The organism is Kribbella hippodromi (assembly GCF_039531045.1).
Taxonomy (GTDB): domain Bacteria; phylum Actinomycetota; class Actinomycetes; order Propionibacteriales; family Kribbellaceae; genus Kribbella; species Kribbella hippodromi.
The window spans coordinates 27,039-44,321 of the sequence record NZ_BAAAPH010000002.1; the positions used below are offsets into that span (position 1 = coordinate 27,039).

Below are 17,283 nucleotides of genomic sequence, written 5' to 3' on the forward strand. Positions count from 1 at the left end.
CGGCGACACCACCCGCGTCACGCAGTGCGTCTACGGCGCTCGCGCTGGCGCCACCAATCACGCTGCTGCCCGCGCCGGCTCCACCACCCGCGCCGCCGCCACAGACCACGCTGCCACCCGCGCCGGCGACACCACCCGCGTCACGCAGTGCGTCTACGGCGCTCGCGCTGGCGCCACCGATCACGCTGCTACCCGCGCCAGCTTCACCACCCGCCTCATGCTGGGCGAGTTCGCCACCCGCGCCGCCGCCGATTGAACTGCCTACCGCGCGGGGTGCGCCACCCGCCTCACCTGCGGTGCTTTCGCCGGCCGCCTGACGCGGGGCGAGTTCGACGCTCGCGCCGCCGCCGGTCAAGCTGCCTACCGCGCCGGGTGCACTGCCCGCTTCATGTGCGGTGTGTTCGCCACCCGCCCCACGCGGAGCCTGTCCGTCTCTCGCGCCGCCGGCGGCATCCGTCGTCTCCACAGCGGTCGTGCTGCTTGTGGTGTGGGTGCTGTTGGTGTTCGGGGTGGTGGGCGGGTCTTCTGCTGCTGTTCTGGTGCTCATATGTGCCCCCTCTTGAGATGGTTCGAGTGGTTCGAACGGTGTTCGTCTACGAACACTGTTCTACTCGCGAACGATGTTCGCGTCAAGTACAGTGTTCGTATGAGCCAACCTCCGTGGCAGCCGATCGCCCCCGCGAAACCTGCTCGGCCGGCGAAGGAACCGCTGACCCGGGACCGGATTGTCGACGCCGCCATGCGGGTGCTGACCCAGAGCGGGTACGAGGCGGTCTCGATGCGCAAGATCGCGAGCGAGCTGGGTACGGGACCGGCGTCCTTGTACGCCCATGTCGCGAACAAGCGCGAACTCGATCAGCTACTCGTGGAGCGCACCGCCGAGCAGATGGTCTTCGACGACCCGATCGACCCGGACCGCTGGCAGGAGCAGCTGAAGGCGACGATGCGCGAGATGCTCCGGGCGATGCGGGCGAATCCCGGCGTGGCACGGGCGGCGATCGGCGCGGTGCCGGTGGGGGAGCGCGCCTTGCGTACCACCGAACGCATCCTGACTCTGCTCAAAGCCGGCAACGTTCCGGACCAGGCGGCGGCTTGGGCGGTCGACCTGATCCCGCTGTATGTGACGGCGGTCGCGTTCGAGGAGACGGTCCAAAGCGCGTCGGACTGGACCCCCGAAGACGTGGAGCGCTTTGTCAACAATCTGCGAACCTACTTCGAAGGCCTCCCAGCCGACCGTTTCCCCCTAACCGTCGCCCTGGCCAACCAGCTGACCTCCGGAGCCGACGGCGACGCCCGCTTCGAATTCGGCCTCACCGTCATCACCGCCGGCCTAGCCGCCCTAGCCCCAACCCCCCTAACCCCGACCCCTAACCCCAACCCCTAGCCCCGCCCCCGATCCACCACCCCCGCGCGATCGATCCGCGACACCCGCACGATCCACCACGCCTGTGATCCACCACATCCGCGCGATCCGCCACGCCGGGTTCGCGCCAGAGGTGGTCGTACGTCGGCCCAGCGCACGGCGTACAGCCGGAATCCCGTAACCGGCGGCCAGCGCCCCCGACCGCCCACTGCACCTGCGCGTGCTCCCGATCCACCGAGCTCCCAGTCCATCGCGCTCTGGGTCCCCACCGCCTCGCTGGATCTGCCGTGCGCCCGATCAAGCGGGGCCGGACTAAGGGTGTAGTCGGCGGCTTCTGTTGCGGTTGCCATCGCTCTCCCGATCCACGCGTACCGGCTCTGCGCCGACCGCGATCCAGTGCGTACTGGGTCTGCGCCCACCGTGATCCACCGCGTACGGGATCTGCGCCGATCGCGATTTACCGTGCGCCGGATCTGTGCCCACCGCGATCTGCTGTGTACCGGATCGGGTGCGTGGGTGCTGTTCGGGCGTATTCGGGGGTACTGGGTGCTGATAGTGGATCAACTGGGAGTTACTTCTTGTGGTTCACGAATGCACATGGTTAACCTTCGGATTGTCAACAAAACTACGACCTTCCCGTGGGGCGTGTTGATTCGTGAGAGGTGGGCACTCGGGTGAGGCCGTAAACGACAGGAGGAACACTGTGGAGCCCGAGAATCGACGACCCGTGGACACCCCGTCGCCCGGGGTGAGTCCCACGGTTGAGGCGGAGCCACCGCCCGGGGTGCTCAAGAAGGCGATCGCCGCGTCGGCGATCGGGAATGCCACCGAGTGGTTCGACTACGGCATCTACGCGTACGGCGTGACGTACATCTCGGCCGCGATCTTCCCGGGTGACACCGAGAGTCAGACGCTGCTCGCGCTGATGACGTTCGCCGTCTCGTTCCTGGTCCGCCCGCTCGGCGGCCTGGTTTGGGGCCCGCTCGGCGACCGGCTCGGCCGCAAGCACGTGCTCGCGATCACCATCATCCTGATGTCCGGCGCGACCCTGTGCGCCGGACTCGTGCCTTCGTTCCACACCATCGGCTACTGGGCGCCGGTCCTGCTGGTGCTGCTCCGGATGGTGCAGGGCTTCTCGACCGGTGGTGAGTACGGCGGTGCCGCGACCTTCATGGCCGAGTACGCGCCGAGCCGCAAGCGCGGGTTCCTCGGCAGCTTCCTGGAGTTCGGCACGCTGGCCGGCTTCTCGCTCGGTGCGCTGCTGATGCTGGGCTTCTCGCTGCTGCTCGGCGACGAGCGGATGCATTCGTGGGGCTGGCGGCTGCCGTTCCTGGTCGCCGCGCCGCTCGGCCTGGTCGGGGTCTACCTCCGGTCCAAGCTCGAGGACACGCCGGTCTTCCGCGAGCTCGAGGCGAAGGGCCAGAAGGAAGAGCAGACCTCGCATCAGTTCAAGGACCTGCTGGCCGGGTACTGGGCGCCGATCCTGCGCCTCGGTGGCATGGTCATCGCGCTGAACGTCGTCAACTACACGCTGCTCACGTACATGCCGACGTACCTGGAGAAGGAGATCGGGCTCAGCTCCGACAAGTCGCTGGTGGTGCCGATCATAGGAATGTTGACAATGATGGTCTTCGTTCCGTTCGCCGGCCGGGCGTCCGACCGGGTCGGGCGAAAACCGTTGTGGTGGGTCTCGCTCGGCGGGCTGTTCGTGTTCGGCGTACCGATGTTCATGCTGATGAGTACGAACATGCTCGGCGCGATCATCGGGTTCGCGGTACTCGGCCTGCTCTACGTACCGCAGCTGGCGACCATCTCGGCGACCTTCCCGGCGATGTTCCCGACGCATGTGCGGTACGCCGGGTTCGCCATCGCGTACAACGTGTCCACCTCGCTGTTCGGTGGAACCGCGCCCGCGGTGAACGACTGGCTGACGGCGAAACTCGGGGATTCGCTGGTGCCGGCGTACTACATGATGGCGGCTTGTGTGGTCGGCGCGATCGCGCTGATCAAGGTCCCGGAGACTTCCCGGTGCCCGTTGAACGGCACTGAAATCCCCGGCACCGATGAAGCACTGCCACCGGTGGACCTGGAACCGGCTCCCACCAAGGCCTGAACCAGATCTGAACCACGCAGGAGGCCGGCCCGCCGATCTCCGGAAACAATTCGCCACTTGGCGCACCAATTGTTCCGGAAACCGCGGACCGGCCTCCTGCTACGTCAATCTGCTCAGTGAACCGAAGACGCCGCGCCCGACAGGACGCGGCGTCTTGGCCAAGGACTGCCGATCAGGTGATGGACCCGATCAGCCGACGACCGCGGAAACTGCGTCGGCCCAGAGGCCGGCGGCTTCATCGACCTCGTCGGGGGAGACCACCAGCGCCGGAATAAACCGGACGACCTGGCCCCAGGCGCCGCACGTCAGCAGTAACAGCCCGCGCCGCGCTGCCTCCTGCTGAACCGCCGCCGCCGTGACCGGATCGGGCTTCCCGTCGGCATCGCGGAACTCGTTGCCGATCATCAGCCCGAGCCCGCGTACGTCGGTGATCTGCTCGTGCTTGTCCGCGACCAGCTGCAACGCCTGCTTGAGCTGCGCGCCACGCTCGGCCGAGTTCCGGACCAGGCCTTCGTCCTCGATCACATCGAGCGTCGCCAGCGCGGCCGCGCACGCGACCGCGTTCGCCCCATACGTCCCGCCCTGCGAACCGGGCCAGGCCTTCTCCATCAACTCCGACGACGCGGCGATTGCAGACAATGGGAATCCGGACGCCAGCCCCTTCGCGGTGACGACAACATCCGGCCGCGAGCCGAAGTGGTCGCCGCCCCAGAACTTCCCGGTACGCCCGAACCCGGTCTGTACTTCGTCGACAACCAGCAGAATCCCGTGCGCGTCGGCGCGCTCCCGCAGACCGGCGAAGAACCGCTCGTTCGCGGGTACGTACCCGCCCTCGCCGAGCACCGGTTCGACGAAGAACGCGGCGGTGTCAGCCGGGGTGCTCAACGTTTGCAGTACGTAGTCCAGCTGGCTGAGCGCGAAGTCGGTGGCCTGCTCGACCGGCCAGCCGAAGTGGCCAGGGTCGGGGAACGGCGACACGTGGACGCCGGCCATCAACGGGCTGAAACCGGACCGGAACTTGGTGCCGGAGGTCGTCATCGAGGCCGCGGCCACGGTCCGGCCGTGGAATCCGCCGTGGAACACGATCACGTTCGGCCGGCCCGTCGCCTGCCGGGTCAGCCGCAGGGCCGCCTCGATCGCTTCGCTGCCGGAGTTCGCGAAGAACATCCGGTCCAGGCCCTGGGGGAGTACGTCACCGAGCCGCTCCACCAGATTGAGCAGCGGCCGGTGCATGACGGTCGTGTACTGCGCGTGAATGATCCGGCCGACCTGCTCCTGTGCGGCCGCGACCACGCGCGGGTGGCAGTGCCCGGTCGAGGTGACTCCGATCCCCGCGGTGAAGTCCAGATATCGGCGGTCGTCCTCGTCGAACAGCTGGACGCCCACACCGCGGGCAGCGACCACACCGGTCGCCTGTTTCAGGATTTGCGAGAGCTCGGCCACGGACTTCCCCTCTGAACGTCAAATGGTAGATTGTTGACAATCAGCGTATCTCAGCTGCCGAGGCCGGTGAAGGGGTGCTCATGGACGAAGCGCGCGTGGTGGACGCGGTCGAGAAGCGGTTGTTCATCGACGGGAAATGGGTCGAGGCCGGCAGCGGCGCGACCTTCGACGTCGTTGATCCGTCCACCGGCAAGGTCCTCTGCGCCGTCGCCGACGCGACTCCCGCGGACGGCCGGGCCGCGCTCGACGCGGCGGTCGCGGCGCAGCGCGACTTCGCCAAGACCTCGCCGCGCGAACGCGCCGACATGCTCACCGCGGCGTACGAACTGCTGATCGAGCGCACCGACGACCTGGCCCTGCTGATGACCTTGGAGATGGGCAAACCGTTGCCCGAGGCCCGCGGTGAGATCGCGTACGCGGCCGAGTTCTTCCGGCACTTCGCGGGTGAAGCGCTGCGGATCGACGGCGGGTACCAGACCGCGCCGGCCGGCAACGCGCGCTTCCTGATCACGAAGCAACCGGTCGGCCCGTGCCTGCTGATCACCCCGTGGAACTTCCCGATGGCGATGGGCACCCGCAAACTCGGCCCGGCGATCGCGGCCGGCTGCACGAGCGTGATCAAGCCGGCGCACCAGACGCCGCTGTCGATGCTCGCGTTGATGGGCATCCTCGCCGAGGCCGGCGTACCGGCGGGCGTCGTCAACTGTGTCACCGCGATGGACGCGGGCGGTGTGATGGAGCCGCTGATCCGGTCCGGCCTGGCCCGCAAGTTGTCCTTCACCGGGTCGACCCGGGTCGGTCGCGTCCTGCTCGAACAGTGCGCGGAGAAGGTACTCCGTACATCCCTCGAGCTAGGCGGCAACGCACCGTTCATCGTCTTCGAGGACGCCGATCTCGACGAAGCCGTCGACGGCGCGATCGCGGCCAAGATGCGGAACATGGGCGAGGCGTGTACGGCCGCCAATCGTATTTTTGTTCACAATGCGGTGATCGACGAGTTCGGCCGCCGGCTCGCGGACCGGATGGGCGCGCTGACCGTCGGGCGGGGCACCGAACCGGACATCAAGGTCGGCCCGCTGATCGACGAGGCCGGGCGGGAGAAGGTGCGGTCGCTGGTCGCGGACGCGGTCGGCCGGGGCGCGACCGTGCTCACCGGCGGCGACATCGCCCCGGGCGACGGGTACTTCTACCCGCCGACGGTGCTCACCGGCGTACCGCGGGACGCCGCGATGGCGGATCAGGAGATCTTCGGGCCGGTCGCGCCGCTGACGCCGTTCAGCACCGAGGACGAGGTGATCGCGGCCGCGAACGACACCGAGTACGGCCTGGTCGCGTATGTGTTCACCAACGACCTGCGCCGGGCGCTGCGGGTGGCGGAGTCGATCGAGACCGGCATGGTCGGGCTCAATCAGGGGGTGGTGTCGAACCCGGCGGCACCGTTCGGCGGGGTGAAGCAGTCCGGACTCGGCCGGGAGGGCGGTGCCGTCGGGATCGACGAATTCCTGGAGACGAAGTACATCGGGATCGCCGTCAGCGGCGGTTGACCAGCCGCTCGATCGCGTCGTCCATGTGCGCCAGCAGGAGCATCTCGGTACGCGCCACGTTGCCGGCCTCGATCGCGTCGGCGAGATCGGAGTGCTCCAGCGCGCGGACGTCGGTGGCGAGGTACGTCTCCTCCAGCGCGTGGATGCACATCCGGGTCTCGATGATGGACGTCTGATGCATCCGGATCAGCCGCGGGCTGCCGGACAGCCGCACCAGCGTCTCGTGGAACTCGATGTCCAGCTCGCCGATCGCGCCCGGATCGCCGTCGGCATCCAGCATCGCGTGGCCGAACCTGGACAGCTCCTTGCCGGCCGCCTCGAAGTCGCCGACCAGGATCTGGCGGGCCGCGGCCAGCTCGATCGCCTGCCGGGCGACGTACATGTCGCGGATGTCGTGCGGCGTCAGGTCGACGACGAACAGGCCGCGGTTGCGGATCGAGATCAGCAACCCTTCCTGGGTGAGCCGCTGCATGCCCTCACGCAGCGGTCCCCGACTGACGCCCAGCTTGCGGGCCAGCTCGGCCTCGCCGAGCTGCGAGCCAGGCTTGATCTCGCCGTAGCCGATGGCTTTGCGCAGCTTGTCGGCGATGATGCTCGGCGTCGACTCCTGCACCAGCGGCTCGATGTAATCGGTCACTCTCGCTTCCCCCTTGTGGTGAACAGCGTCCCCAGATGTGGCAATGACGGTACATCGCCGGTCAACTGGAGGCCTTTCCAGACCGTCACCTGGTTCGCGGTCAGGACCGGCTTGCCGACCGCCGTCTCGAGTTCGTCGACAATCGACAGCGTGTGCATCGCGGTGTCGGGAACCAGGATCGCCTCCGCGTCCGGGTGGTCGGCTGCCTTCACCATCGCGACCACCTGCTCGGGCGCCAGGGTGCCGACCTCAGCGGCGGTGATGATTCCGTTGCTGCCCATCGACACCACCTCGACGCCGCCGCCGGTGAGGAAGCGGACGAAGTGCTGGGCGACCTCCTCCGGGTACGAGGCGGCCACGGCGACCCGCCGCAGGCCGAGCTCGCGGCAGGCGTCGACGAAGGCGATCGAGGTGGACGACGCCGGTACGCCGAGCGCCTGCGCCACGCCGGCCGCCTGGATGTTCGCGCCCTCACGGCCGAACACGAAGCTGCCCGACGTGCACGCCCACATCACCGCGTCCGGCCGGGACGGCGCGAGCTCGGCGGCGCCTTCGGCCAGCCGTTCGGCCCGGCCGAGGTCGAGCAGCGCGTCCACCCGGTGCGCGTCCTCACCGACGGAGGTGATCACCACCGGCAGCTTCACGGTCCCGTCCAGCCGCGCCTCGAGCGTCGGGTAGTCGTCCTCCGCGCTGTGTCCGGGATAGAGCAGCCCTACCGTGACCATCCGACCTCCTGGCTGACGTCAACCGAAATGAGTAGATTGTCGACAATGTTAACCCCAGACGATCCAACAATCGGCTCCACCGGGTACGACATCTCCCGCCTTGTTGCCGCCCTTCGCCGGGAACTGCGCGGCGAAGTGGCTGACGACCGGCGTACGCGGGCGCTGTACGCCGCGGACGGATCGAACTACCGGGCTGTGCCGGACCTGGTTGTCGTACCGGCGGATGCCGACGAATTGGCGGCCGCCGTCACGCTGACCGCCGCGGCCGGGGCGCCGGTGGTGGTACGCGGCGGCGGTACCTCGATGGCCGGCAATGCGATCGGGGGAGTCGTCATCGACACCTCGCGGCATGTGAACCGCATCCTCGAGCTCGACCCTGCTGCACGGACTGCCGTCGTCGAGCCTGGGGTAGTACTGACTGATCTGTTGGCCGCCGCGCGTCCGCACGGGCTGGCGTTCGGCGCCGATCCGTCGTCCGCGAGCCGCGCCACGCTCGGCGGCATGATTGCCAACAATGCGTGCGGCGCGCACTCGGTCGCCTGGGGTACGACTGCCGACAATCTGCAATCTCTGGACACCGTCCTCGCCGACGGCACCCGGCTCACCTTCGACGCCGTCTCGGCCGGACGCGACGTGCTGGCCGCTCGCCCAGGGCGGGAAGGCGAGCTGCATCGAGCCCTGCAAGCGTTCGTGGACCAGAACGAACTGTTGATCCGGCGCCGGTTCGGTCAGTTCACTCGCCAGATCTCGGGCTATGCGCTGCACCGGCTGCTGCCCGAGCACGGCTACAACGTGGCCGGTCTGCTGGCCGGCAGCGAAGGCGGGCTTGCCGCGACGCTCCGCGCCACCGTGCGCCTGACAGAGTTGCCCAAGGCAAAGGTTCTCTGCGTACTCGGCTTCGGCGATTCGATCACCTCCGCCGACTGCGTACCCGTCGTCCTCCGGCACCGCCCGCTCACGATGGAATCCATCAACAACGAGCTCGTCGACCGGCTGCCCGCGGAGGTCCGCGACGCGGCCGTCAGCGCTGGGCTTCCGGCCGGAAACGCCTGGCTGCTGGTCGAGATCGGCGGCGACGACGAGCCGGCCGCCGCCGGCGCAGCACGCACGATGCTGGAAGAACTGCGTGACTCGGGCTCGCCCGCCACCGCCTCGCTTGTCACTGACCCGAAGGCGCAGGCCGTCCTGTGGCGGTGCCGGACCGATGCCGCCGGCCTCGCGACCCGGCGTGCGGATGGTGCCGAGGCGTGGGGCGGATGGGAGGACGCCGCGGTACCACCGGAGCGGCTCGGCGCGTACCTGCGCGGACTGGACGAGCTGCTCGGGCGGCACGGTCTGTCCGGTGCGTCGTACGGGCATTTCGGCGAGGGCTGTATGCATATGCGGATCGACTTCGACTTGCTGAGTACGCGCGGCGTCGCAACGTACCGGGAGTTTGTCGACCAGGCCGCGGACCTTGTGGTTGAGCTTGGCGGTTCGGTGTCCGGCGAACATGGCGACGGGCGGGCGCGCGGCGAGTTGCTGAGCAAGATGTACGGCGCTGACGGCGTTGCGCTTTTCGGTGAACTGAAGCGCATCTGGGATTCGGACGGCGTGCTGAACCCTGGCATGATTGTCGACCCGCCGCGGCTCGACCTGGCGATCCGGCACGACGGCGCGGCGAAGAACCGGCATGTGGCGACGCTGTTCGACTACCCGGACGACGGGCACGATTTCGCTCGGGCGCAGCGGCGGTGCGTGGGGATCGGCAAGTGCCGGCAGACGTCGGGCAGCGTGATGTGCCCGAGCTATCAGGTCACGCGCGAGGAACTGCATTCCACCCGCGGCCGGGCGCATCTGCTCTGGGAGATGCTGCAGGGCGACCTGATCACGGATGGGTGGCGGTCGACGGAGGTACGCGACGGGCTCGATCTGTGCTTGTCCTGCAAGGGCTGTTTGTCGGATTGTCCGGTGAACGTTGACGTGGCGACGTACAAGGCGGAGTTCACGCACCATCACTATGCACGGCGCCCGTGGGCCCGGCCGTTGTCGCATTGGTCGATGGGGTGGTTGCCGTTGTGGTCCCGGCTCGCGTCCCGGGCGCCGAAGCTCGCCAACCGCTTCGCCGGGCTGCAGCTGACCAAACGCCTGGGCGGGATCGCGGCCGAACGAGAGGTGCCGCCCTTCGCACCTGAAAGCTTCACCCAGTGGTTCAACCGCCGAGGGGGATCGTCGCCACAGAGTCGTCCTGCTGGGGAGAGTCGCGCCGTCGCTCGGGATGGCGGAGCTGGTCTGGAGGGCGGAGTTGGTTGGGGAGGTGGTGCTGGTGGTGGGCGGAAGGTGGTGCTTTGGCCGGACACGTTTACCAACTATCTGGCGCCTGAGGTCGGGCGGGCGGCTGTGGAGGTCCTGGAGGCGGCGGGGTTCGAGGTCGTGCTGCCGGACAAGCCGGTTTGTTGTGGGTTGACCTGGATCTCGACCGGACAGCTGACAACTGCCCGGCGCGTACTCGACCGCTCGGTGCAGGCACTTGCGCCGCACCTGGCCGCAGGTACACCGATTGTCGGTCTCGAACCGAGTTGTACTGCCGCGCTGCGCGATGATGCGCGACGCCTTCTGGTCGACAATCCTCTTGTTGACACGTTGGCGGCGAACACGCGGACCTTCTCGGAGTTGCTCATCGAGGCGGGCTGGAAACCGCCGCAGGTCGGCGGCGAGGCGTACGTGCAGCCGCACTGTCATCAGCACGCCGTACTCGGCTTCGATGCCGATCGTGAACTGATGTCAGCCGCCGGAATCGACGCTCGCGTCGCCGACCCCGGCTGCTGCGGCCTGGCCGGCAACTTCGGTTTCGAACGCGATCATTACGAGGTGTCGAAGGCAGTCGGCGAACGTACGCTCCTGCCGGCCGTACGCTCGTTGCCCGACGCAACGACCGTGCTGGCCGACGGCTTCAGCTGCCGTACCCAAATCACCCAAGGCACGCCCCGCCGACCACAGCACCTGGCCGAGCTCCTAGCCGCCGCACTACCCGACCCGAACCGTCAAGCGGACGAGACCCCGCACGACCACCCCGTCACCGAGTAGCCCGGCAGCGCCTCCGCGTGATCGCGCACGACCCGCATGGTCACCACGTGCGGGTCAGGCGGCGGAGAGTTTGTCGGTGGCGCGGCGGAGGCGGGTGATGCCTTCGTGGATTCGGTCGGGGGGTGTGGAGGCGAAGCAGAGGCGGAAGGCGTCGTTGAAGCGGCCGGTGGGGGAGAAGGCGGGGCCGGGGATGAACGCGACGCCCTCGGCCAGGGCGACCTCGAAGAGCTTTTCGGTGTCGACGCCGTTCTCCAGCGTGACCCAGAGGAAGAATCCGCCCTCGGGATCGGTCCAGTGCGCGATGTCGCCGAAGTGCTCGGTCAGCGCCGCGTGCATCGCCTCCTTGCGGCGCTTGTACTCCGCCCGCTGCGTGACCAGATGCTCCTCGAGATGCCCACCGGCGAGGAACCCAGTGAGCAGTCGCTGCGCCGGCAGGTTCGTACACGTGTCCATGGCCTGCTTCGCATTGATCAGCAACCGCTGCAGCTCCGGGTCCGCGTCGACCCAGCCGACGCGCAGACCGGGCGCGACGATCTTCGAGAACGTCCGGACCGCGAACACCAGCGGATCACCCGCGCCGAGCTCCCGCAGCGTCGGCAGCGGATCGCCCGCGAACCGCAGCAGACCGTACGGATCGTCGTCGATCACCATCGATCCCCAGGAGCGGGCGAGCTCGAGCAGGCGATGCCGGCGTTCGAGTGAGAGCGTCGCGCCGGACGGGTTCTGGAAGGTCGGGATCGTGTAGATCGCCTTCGGCGTCCGTCCGTTGAGCAGCCGTGGTAGATCGTCGACAATCATACCGTCGACATCGACCGATACCTCGAGCAGTTCGGCCCCGTACGAGAGCGCGGTCGCGCTGCCGTTGGTGTACGTCGGCGACTCCACGACGACGAGATCGCCCGGGTCGACGAAGATCTTGCAGAACAGGTCGAGCCCCTGCATGCCGCCCGCGGTGACGGTGAGGCGATCGGCGGTCGTCTCGTCACTGGTGCCGCGCAACATGTCCAGCAACGCCGCGTGCAAAGGCGGATCGCCCTCGGTCGCCGCATAGTCGTACGCGTCCGGGCGGCTCAGCTCCTGGGCGGCGATTGCCGACAATATCTGCGCCGGCACCGCCTCGGCAGCGGGCGATCCCATCGCGAAGCGAACGATGTCGTGCGTCTGCTTGTGCAGCAGGGATGTGCTCGAGTCGATCACCGAGCCCACCAGTCCGGTGGTGCGTGCGGCGTAGGGGAGTGCTGGCACAGCGGCTACCTCCTGATTGTCAGTTCGTGGGACAGTCCGGTCAGACGTTCCACTCCGTCGGCGGTGACCACCACGGGCTCGGACAGCTCATAACCCCAGCCGTCCATCCACATCCCGAGAATGACGTGGAACGCCATCCCCGCGGTCAGCACGGTGGTCTCCTCGGGGCGCAGGCTGACGGTGCGTTCGCCCCAGTCCGGCGGGTACCCGATGCCGATCGAGTACCCGATCCGGGATTCCTTCACCAGTCCGTGCGCCGCGATCACGTCGTTGAACGCGGCGTGGACGGCGTGGCCGGTGACGCCTGGCCGGATTGTCGACAATGCGGCGCTCATGCCGTCGGCAACGATCTTGGCGGTTTCCCGGAGCCGCCGCGGCGGCTCGCCGAGCATCATCGTCCGGGCCAGCGGCGCGTGATACCGGCCGAACACGCCGGCCAGTTCGATCGTCGTCGCCTCGCCCGCGACGAACGGGCGGTCGGTCCAGGTCAGGTGCGGCGTACCGGCGGCGTTGCCGGTCGGCAGCATCGGCACGATCGCCGGATAGTCGCCGCCGTGCTCCGGCGTACCGGTCGCCTGCGCGGCGAGGATCTCGGCGACCAGGTCGCACTGCCGCAGTCCCGGCTGCAGCTGATCGAGCGCGATCCGCATCGCCTGCTCGGCGATCCCGCCCGCGATCCGCAGCTGGCGCAGTTCGTGCTCCGACTTCACCAGCCTGACCCAGTTCACCAGCTCGGCCGAGTCGACCAGCCGGCGCCCGGGCAGTCCGTTGCCAAGGGCAAGATAACCGCGGGGCGTGAAGTAGTGCGCGTCCGCTTCGACGGCGACCTCCGCGCCAACCGGTACGAGATCGCGGCACCTTTCGGCAATCCAGTCGTACGGATGAACGTCCGGCCGGTGCACCAGATGTTCCGGGTACCCGTGGATTTGATCGGCGCGCAAGTTGCACGTGTACGACGCGCCGGCCGCGTCCATCGCCCGCGCGAACAACTGCACTTCGCCGTCGGCCGGGACCAGCAGGCACTGTGGCGTGTAGAAGGACCACGCGTCGTACCCGGTCAGGTAGAAGAGGTTCGCGGGATCGCTCACGATGAGTGCGCCGAGGCTGCGCTCGGCCAGGACGGCGCGGACCCTGGTCAGCCGGCCGGAGTACTCGTCCGGCTCGACCGCCTGCTCCAGCAGGTCGGACACCTTCGTCACCTCTTTCCGGTTCGCGCGGGATGTCGTTGGATGGTGCTGTCGCTGGGATGGTGCTGTCGTTGTGATGGGTGCTGCCGTGGTGGGTGGTCAGCCGAGCAGGCGCTGGCCCGGTCCGATCGCGGTGTGGCCGGCGAGTTCCAGCGCAGACCACATCGTGACCTGGTTGGCGGTCAGTACGGGCTTGCCGAGGGTGGCTTCCAGACCGGCGATCACGTCGTACGTCGGCAGGTTCGTGCAGCTGATGAAGATCGCCTCCGCGGAATCACTGTCGACGCCGCGGACCAGCTCGACGGTCGTCTCGTACGGGACCGCCCAGATCTGCGCGATCAGCCCGAGCCCGGCGGTCGCGACCACCTCGATCCCGGCCTCGCCGAGGAATCTGCTCAGCCCGGCGGTCAGGTCGTTCGTGTACGGCGTGACGGTCGCGATCCGGTTGATGCCGAGCCGGTGTAACGCGAGCAGAAGCGCCCCGCTGGTGGTCACCGCGGCCGGGGCGCCGGCCGCGACCATCGCGTCGACGAGCGCGGCCTCACCGGTCAGCCCGCTGACGAAGCTGCCGAACGTGCACGCGTACGCGACCGCCAGCGGGGCGACCGGGAGCACGTTGTAGGTCGTCCGCGCGACGAGTTCCGGGTCCGAAATGTGTACTGCCATTTCGACGGTCGCGGCCATCGGGGCGTACGGCATCCGGGTCAGGTGCAGGGTGACATCGTCGGGTACCCAGCGCCACAGTTCGCGGTCGAGCGCGAAGTCGTACGGCGCGACGACGCCGATGCCCGTCTGCAGCAGTGTCGGCACCGCTGCCGGCAACGGGTGAGTGGAAGGACGCGTGCTCATGCGAGTCAGTGTGCGGTCCCGAGGATATTGTTGACAATCCTACCAGCGAGTTCCTAGCCTCAAGTGGTGCCAGCCACCCCGCCAACCAGCCCGCCTGACACCCCATCAGCTCCGCCTGCCACCCCCGCGGCCGCCGGAGCAGCCACCCCCTCGGCCACCGGAGCAGCCACCCCTGAGGCCGCCGGAGCGGCGACCTCCTCCGGGGCAGGCACATCTGTCATTGCCGGGGAAGTTGAATCGTCGGCGCGGGGTGGGCGGCCTGTTGTGGCGGTGTTGTGTGAGCGGGCGATTGATCGGCCGCCGGGGCTGGTGGGGTTGCCGGTCGACTTTCGGTATTGCGACGCCGGTGGGCTGCGGGATGCGGTGCGTGGGGCGCGGGCGCTGCTGCTCTGGGACTTCTTCTCCACCGCGGTGCGGGACGTCTGGGCAGACGCCGACGCGCTCGAGTGGATTCACGTCACCGCGGCCGGCGTCGACACCTTGCTCTTCGACGAGTTGCGCGATTCAGCCGTCGTGGTGACCAATGCGCGCGGCGTCTTCGACCGGCCGATCGCGGAGTACGTGCTCGGCGCGGTGATCGCGCACGCCAAGGACAGCAGGCGCAGCTTCGACCTGCAGCGCGCGCGGCAGTGGCAGCATCGCGAGACCCAGAGCATCCTCGGCGCGAAGGCGCTCGTCGTCGGCACCGGCGGGATCGGCCGGACCGTCGCTCGCCTGCTCCGCGCCGCCGGCTTGGAGGTCCGCGGCGCCGGCCGGACCGCACGCTCGGACGATCCGGACTTCGGAGAGATCGTTGCCAGTAGCAACCTGCGGGACGAGATCGGCTGGGCCGACCACGTCATTCTCGCCGCACCGCTGACCGATGCGACCCGCAACCTTGTCGACAATCCTGTATTCACCGCGATGCGGCCGGGTACCCACCTGGTCAATGTCGCCCGTGGTCCGATTGTCGACGAAACCGCACTGCTCGCGGCCGTCGGCACCGGCCACGTCGCCGCCACCCTCGACGTCTTCGATCGCGAACCGCTGCCGCCCGACCACCCGCTCTGGACCGCGCCGAACGTGACAGTCACCGCGCATATGTCCGGCGACGTGATCGGCTGGCGGGCCACCCTCGCGGCCCAGTTTGCAGACAATGCACAACGCTGGCTGGCCGGCGAGCCGCTGCTGAATGTTGTTGACAAAAAGCTGGGCTACATCCCGACGGGAGATCGATGACACAAACATCGATGACACAGGCGACCGAGTTGGTCGAGGGCTACCGGACCGGCGCGCTGTCCCCGGTCGAAGCGACCCAGGATGCGCTGAACGCGATCGAGAAGTACGACGAACAGGTCAACGCGTTCGTCCTGGTGGATGCCGAAGGAGCACTCGCCGCGGCCAAGGAGTCGGAGGCCCGCTGGCGCGCGGGTACGCCGCTCGGCCCCGGGGACGGCGTGCCGACCTCGATCAAGGACGCATTGTGGACAATCGGATGGCCGACAATGCGCGGCAGCACGATGATCGACCCGGCCGGGCCATGGGACCAGGACGCGCCCTCGGTCGCACGGCTGCGGGAGACCGGCGCGGTCATCCTCGGTAAGACGACCACCCCGGAGTACTCCTGGAAGGGCGTCACCGACTCGTACACCTACGGTGCGACCGGCAACCCGTGGGATGCGACCAAGACATCCGGCGGTTCGAGCGGCGGCTCGGCGACTGCGGTCGGCCTCGGCATGGGCGCGTGGTCGCTCGGTACCGACGGCGGCGGATCGGTCCGGATCCCGGCCGCGTTCACCGGTACGGTCGCCCTGAAACCGACGTACGGGCTGATCCCGCTCTTCCCGCCCAGCGCGTTCGGTACGTTGTCGCACGCCGGACCGATGACCCGGACCGTACGCGACGCGGCCGCCCTGCTCGACGTGGTCAGCGGCTTCGACCCGCGGGACTGGTCCGCGATGCCGACGCCGGCGACCTCGTTCCTGCACGGGATCGACGACGGCGTCGCCGGACTGCGGATCGCGTTCTCGGCCGACCTCGGTTTTGTCAACAATGATCCGGAGGTCGAGGCGCTGGTCCGGACCGCGGTCGGCGTACTCGCGGACGCCGGCGCCGTGGTGACCGAGGTCGACCCAGGCTTCACCGACCCGATCGACGCGTTCAACGTGCTGTGGTGGTCGGGCGCCGCCAAGGTGCTGTCGGCGTACGACGTCGACGATCGAGTCGATCCAGGACTGCGCCGGGTCGCGGAACTCGGCGCGGCGTACTCGGCCTCCGACTTCCTCGACGCCACCAACATCCGGATGGAACTCGGCACGTTGATGGGGAAGTTCCACGAGCAGTACGACGTACTCATCACGCCGACGTTGCCGATCACCGCATTCCCCGTCGGCCAGGACGTACCGGACGGGTCCGCGTCACCGGATTGGACCGACTGGACGCCATACACCTATGCGTTCAACCTCACGCAGCAGCCGGCGCTCAGCGTGCCGTGCGGCTTCACGAAGTCCGGACTGCCCGCCGGTTTGCAGGTGGTCGCGGCGCGTCACGCCGATGCGCTGACCTTGCGCGTCGGGCACACGTACCAGGCCGCAACCGACTGGCATCACCGCACCCCCACCCTGGAGGCCCAGTGAGCAAGTACATCACCGTCAGCCTGGACAAGCGCGGCGTGAGCTGCGTGGCGAAGCTGCTCGAAGACGTGGCGCCTCGGACGTGTACGGCGGTCTGGGACGCGCTGCCCTTGTCGGCGCCGGTGTTCCACGGCAAGTACGCGCGCAACGAGATCTATGCGCTGCTGCCGGCGTTCGCGCCAGCCGATCCGGGCAAGGAGAACACCACGATCACGCCCATCCCCGGCGACCTGTGCTGGTTCTCGTTCGACTCCGACGACCTGGGCAACCCCGCCTACGGCTACGAGAACACAACGGGCACTGGCACAACTGGTGCGATTGTCGACCTCGCGATGTTCTACGGCCGCAACAACCTCCTGATCAACGGCGACCAGGGCTGGGTACCAGGCAACGTCTTCGGCGCAGTCACCGAAAACCTCGAAGAATTCGCCGCCGCCTGCCAAGACCTCTGGATGGGCGGCGCCCGCGGCGAAACCCTCACCTTCACCCGGCTGTAAGG

At 68.3% G+C, this 17,283-nt stretch carries 14 protein-coding genes; 8 read left to right on the forward strand and 6 right to left on the reverse strand.

Features of this window, described 5'->3' with window-relative positions; all coding sequences use genetic code 11:
• The 3 genes from ABD260_RS02915 to ABD260_RS02925 form a co-directional block, all read left to right on the forward strand.
• Positions 1–256, forward strand: a 256-nt coding sequence (locus ABD260_RS02915; RefSeq protein WP_344231726.1) for a hypothetical protein, incomplete at its 5' end; no start/stop codon positions are given.
• Positions 257–646: 390 nt separating this feature from the next.
• Positions 647–1,384: a TetR/AcrR family transcriptional regulator gene (locus tag ABD260_RS02920; RefSeq protein ID WP_344231727.1), complete on the forward strand. Its 738-nt coding sequence runs from the start codon at positions 647–649 to the stop codon at positions 1,382–1,384.
• A gap of 727 nt (positions 1,385–2,111) precedes the next feature.
• Positions 2,112–3,476, forward strand: a complete 1,365-nt coding sequence (locus ABD260_RS02925) for an MFS transporter (protein WP_344231728.1) — start codon at positions 2,112–2,114, stop codon at positions 3,474–3,476.
• A gap of 189 nt (positions 3,477–3,665) precedes the next feature.
• On the opposite strand, the gene ABD260_RS02930 is transcribed toward ABD260_RS02925, so the two are convergent.
• Complete coding sequence (locus tag ABD260_RS02930) at positions 3,666–4,919, reverse strand: aspartate aminotransferase family protein (RefSeq protein ID WP_344231729.1); 1,254 nt, start codon at positions 4,917–4,919, stop codon at positions 3,666–3,668.
• An 80-nt stretch (positions 4,920–4,999) separates the two neighbouring features.
• Here ABD260_RS02930 and ABD260_RS02935 point away from each other — a divergent pair, with 80 nt between their 5' ends.
• Positions 5,000–6,463 carry an NAD-dependent succinate-semialdehyde dehydrogenase gene (locus ABD260_RS02935; RefSeq protein WP_344231730.1) on the forward strand — a complete coding sequence of 488 codons (1,464 nt, stop codon included), beginning with the start codon at positions 5,000–5,002 and terminating at the stop codon, positions 6,461–6,463.
• Here ABD260_RS02935 and ABD260_RS02940 read toward each other — a convergent pair.
• The gene (locus tag ABD260_RS02940) at positions 6,450–7,100 is read right to left on the reverse strand and encodes a GntR family transcriptional regulator (RefSeq protein ID WP_344231731.1); all 651 of its coding nucleotides are present in this window, start codon (positions 7,098–7,100) and stop codon (positions 6,450–6,452) included. The two genes, ABD260_RS02935 and ABD260_RS02940, sit on opposite strands and share 14 nt — an antisense overlap.
• Positions 7,097–7,825, reverse strand: coding sequence for a maleate cis-trans isomerase family protein (locus tag ABD260_RS02945; RefSeq protein ID WP_344231732.1), 729 nt, complete (start codon positions 7,823–7,825; stop codon positions 7,097–7,099). The genes ABD260_RS02940 and ABD260_RS02945 overlap by 4 nt, the downstream gene beginning before the upstream one ends.
• A gap of 45 nt (positions 7,826–7,870) precedes the next feature.
• On the opposite strand from ABD260_RS02945, the gene ABD260_RS02950 reads away from it, so the two are divergent.
• Positions 7,871–10,891, forward strand: coding sequence for an FAD-binding and (Fe-S)-binding domain-containing protein (locus ABD260_RS02950; RefSeq protein WP_344231733.1), 3,021 nt, complete (start codon positions 7,871–7,873; stop codon positions 10,889–10,891).
• 54 nt (positions 10,892–10,945) lie between these two features.
• On the opposite strand, the gene ABD260_RS02955 is transcribed toward ABD260_RS02950, so the two are convergent.
• From ABD260_RS02955 to ABD260_RS02965, 3 genes are all read right to left on the reverse strand, one after another.
• The gene (locus ABD260_RS02955; RefSeq protein ID WP_344231734.1) at positions 10,946–12,136 is read right to left on the reverse strand and encodes an aminotransferase-like domain-containing protein; all 1,191 of its coding nucleotides are present in this window, start codon (positions 12,134–12,136) and stop codon (positions 10,946–10,948) included.
• Between the two features lie 5 nt (positions 12,137–12,141).
• Entirely contained in the window at positions 12,142–13,326 is a 1,185-nt protein-coding gene (locus ABD260_RS02960; protein ID WP_344231735.1) for a M24 family metallopeptidase, read from the reverse strand.
• 96 nt (positions 13,327–13,422) lie between these two features.
• Positions 13,423–14,172, reverse strand: a complete 750-nt coding sequence (locus tag ABD260_RS02965) for a maleate cis-trans isomerase family protein (protein ID WP_344231736.1) — start codon at positions 14,170–14,172, stop codon at positions 13,423–13,425.
• 309 nt (positions 14,173–14,481) lie between these two features.
• Between ABD260_RS02965 and ABD260_RS02970 the strand changes: the two genes are divergently transcribed.
• Genes ABD260_RS02970 through ABD260_RS02980 form a run of 3 tightly spaced genes read left to right on the forward strand, consistent with a single transcriptional unit; the run spans position 14,482 to position 17,281 of the window.
• A complete protein-coding gene (locus tag ABD260_RS02970; protein WP_344232089.1) occupies positions 14,482–15,390 on the forward strand; it encodes a D-2-hydroxyacid dehydrogenase in 909 nt (302 codons plus the stop codon).
• Positions 15,391–15,401: 11 nt separating this feature from the next.
• Positions 15,402–16,787, forward strand: a complete 1,386-nt coding sequence (locus ABD260_RS02975; protein WP_344231737.1) for an amidase — start codon at positions 15,402–15,404, stop codon at positions 16,785–16,787.
• Entirely contained in the window at positions 16,784–17,281 is a 498-nt protein-coding gene (locus tag ABD260_RS02980) for a DUF3830 family protein (protein ID WP_344231738.1), read from the forward strand. Before ABD260_RS02975 ends, ABD260_RS02980 begins: the two co-directional genes overlap by 4 nt.
• Positions 17,282–17,283 lie beyond the last annotated feature (2 nt).

Excerpts from the sequence above, each read along its gene's own strand:
- ABD260_RS02920 (WP_344231727.1), top strand. The coding sequence starts at position 647 with ATGAGCCAACCTCCGTGGCAGCCGATCGCCCCCGCGAAACCTGCTCGG.
- ABD260_RS02935 (WP_344231730.1), top strand. The coding sequence starts at position 5,000 with ATGGACGAAGCGCGCGTGGTGGACGCGGTCGAGAAGCGGTTGTTCATC.
- ABD260_RS02945 (WP_344231732.1), bottom strand. The coding sequence starts at position 7,825 with ATGGTCACGGTAGGGCTGCTCTATCCCGGACACAGCGCGGAGGACGAC.
- ABD260_RS02950 (WP_344231733.1), top strand. The coding sequence starts at position 7,871 with ATGTTAACCCCAGACGATCCAACAATCGGCTCCACCGGGTACGACATC.
- ABD260_RS02965 (WP_344231736.1), bottom strand. The coding sequence starts at position 14,172 with ATGAGCACGCGTCCTTCCACTCACCCGTTGCCGGCAGCGGTGCCGACA.
- ABD260_RS02975 (WP_344231737.1), top strand. The coding sequence starts at position 15,402 with ATGACACAGGCGACCGAGTTGGTCGAGGGCTACCGGACCGGCGCGCTG.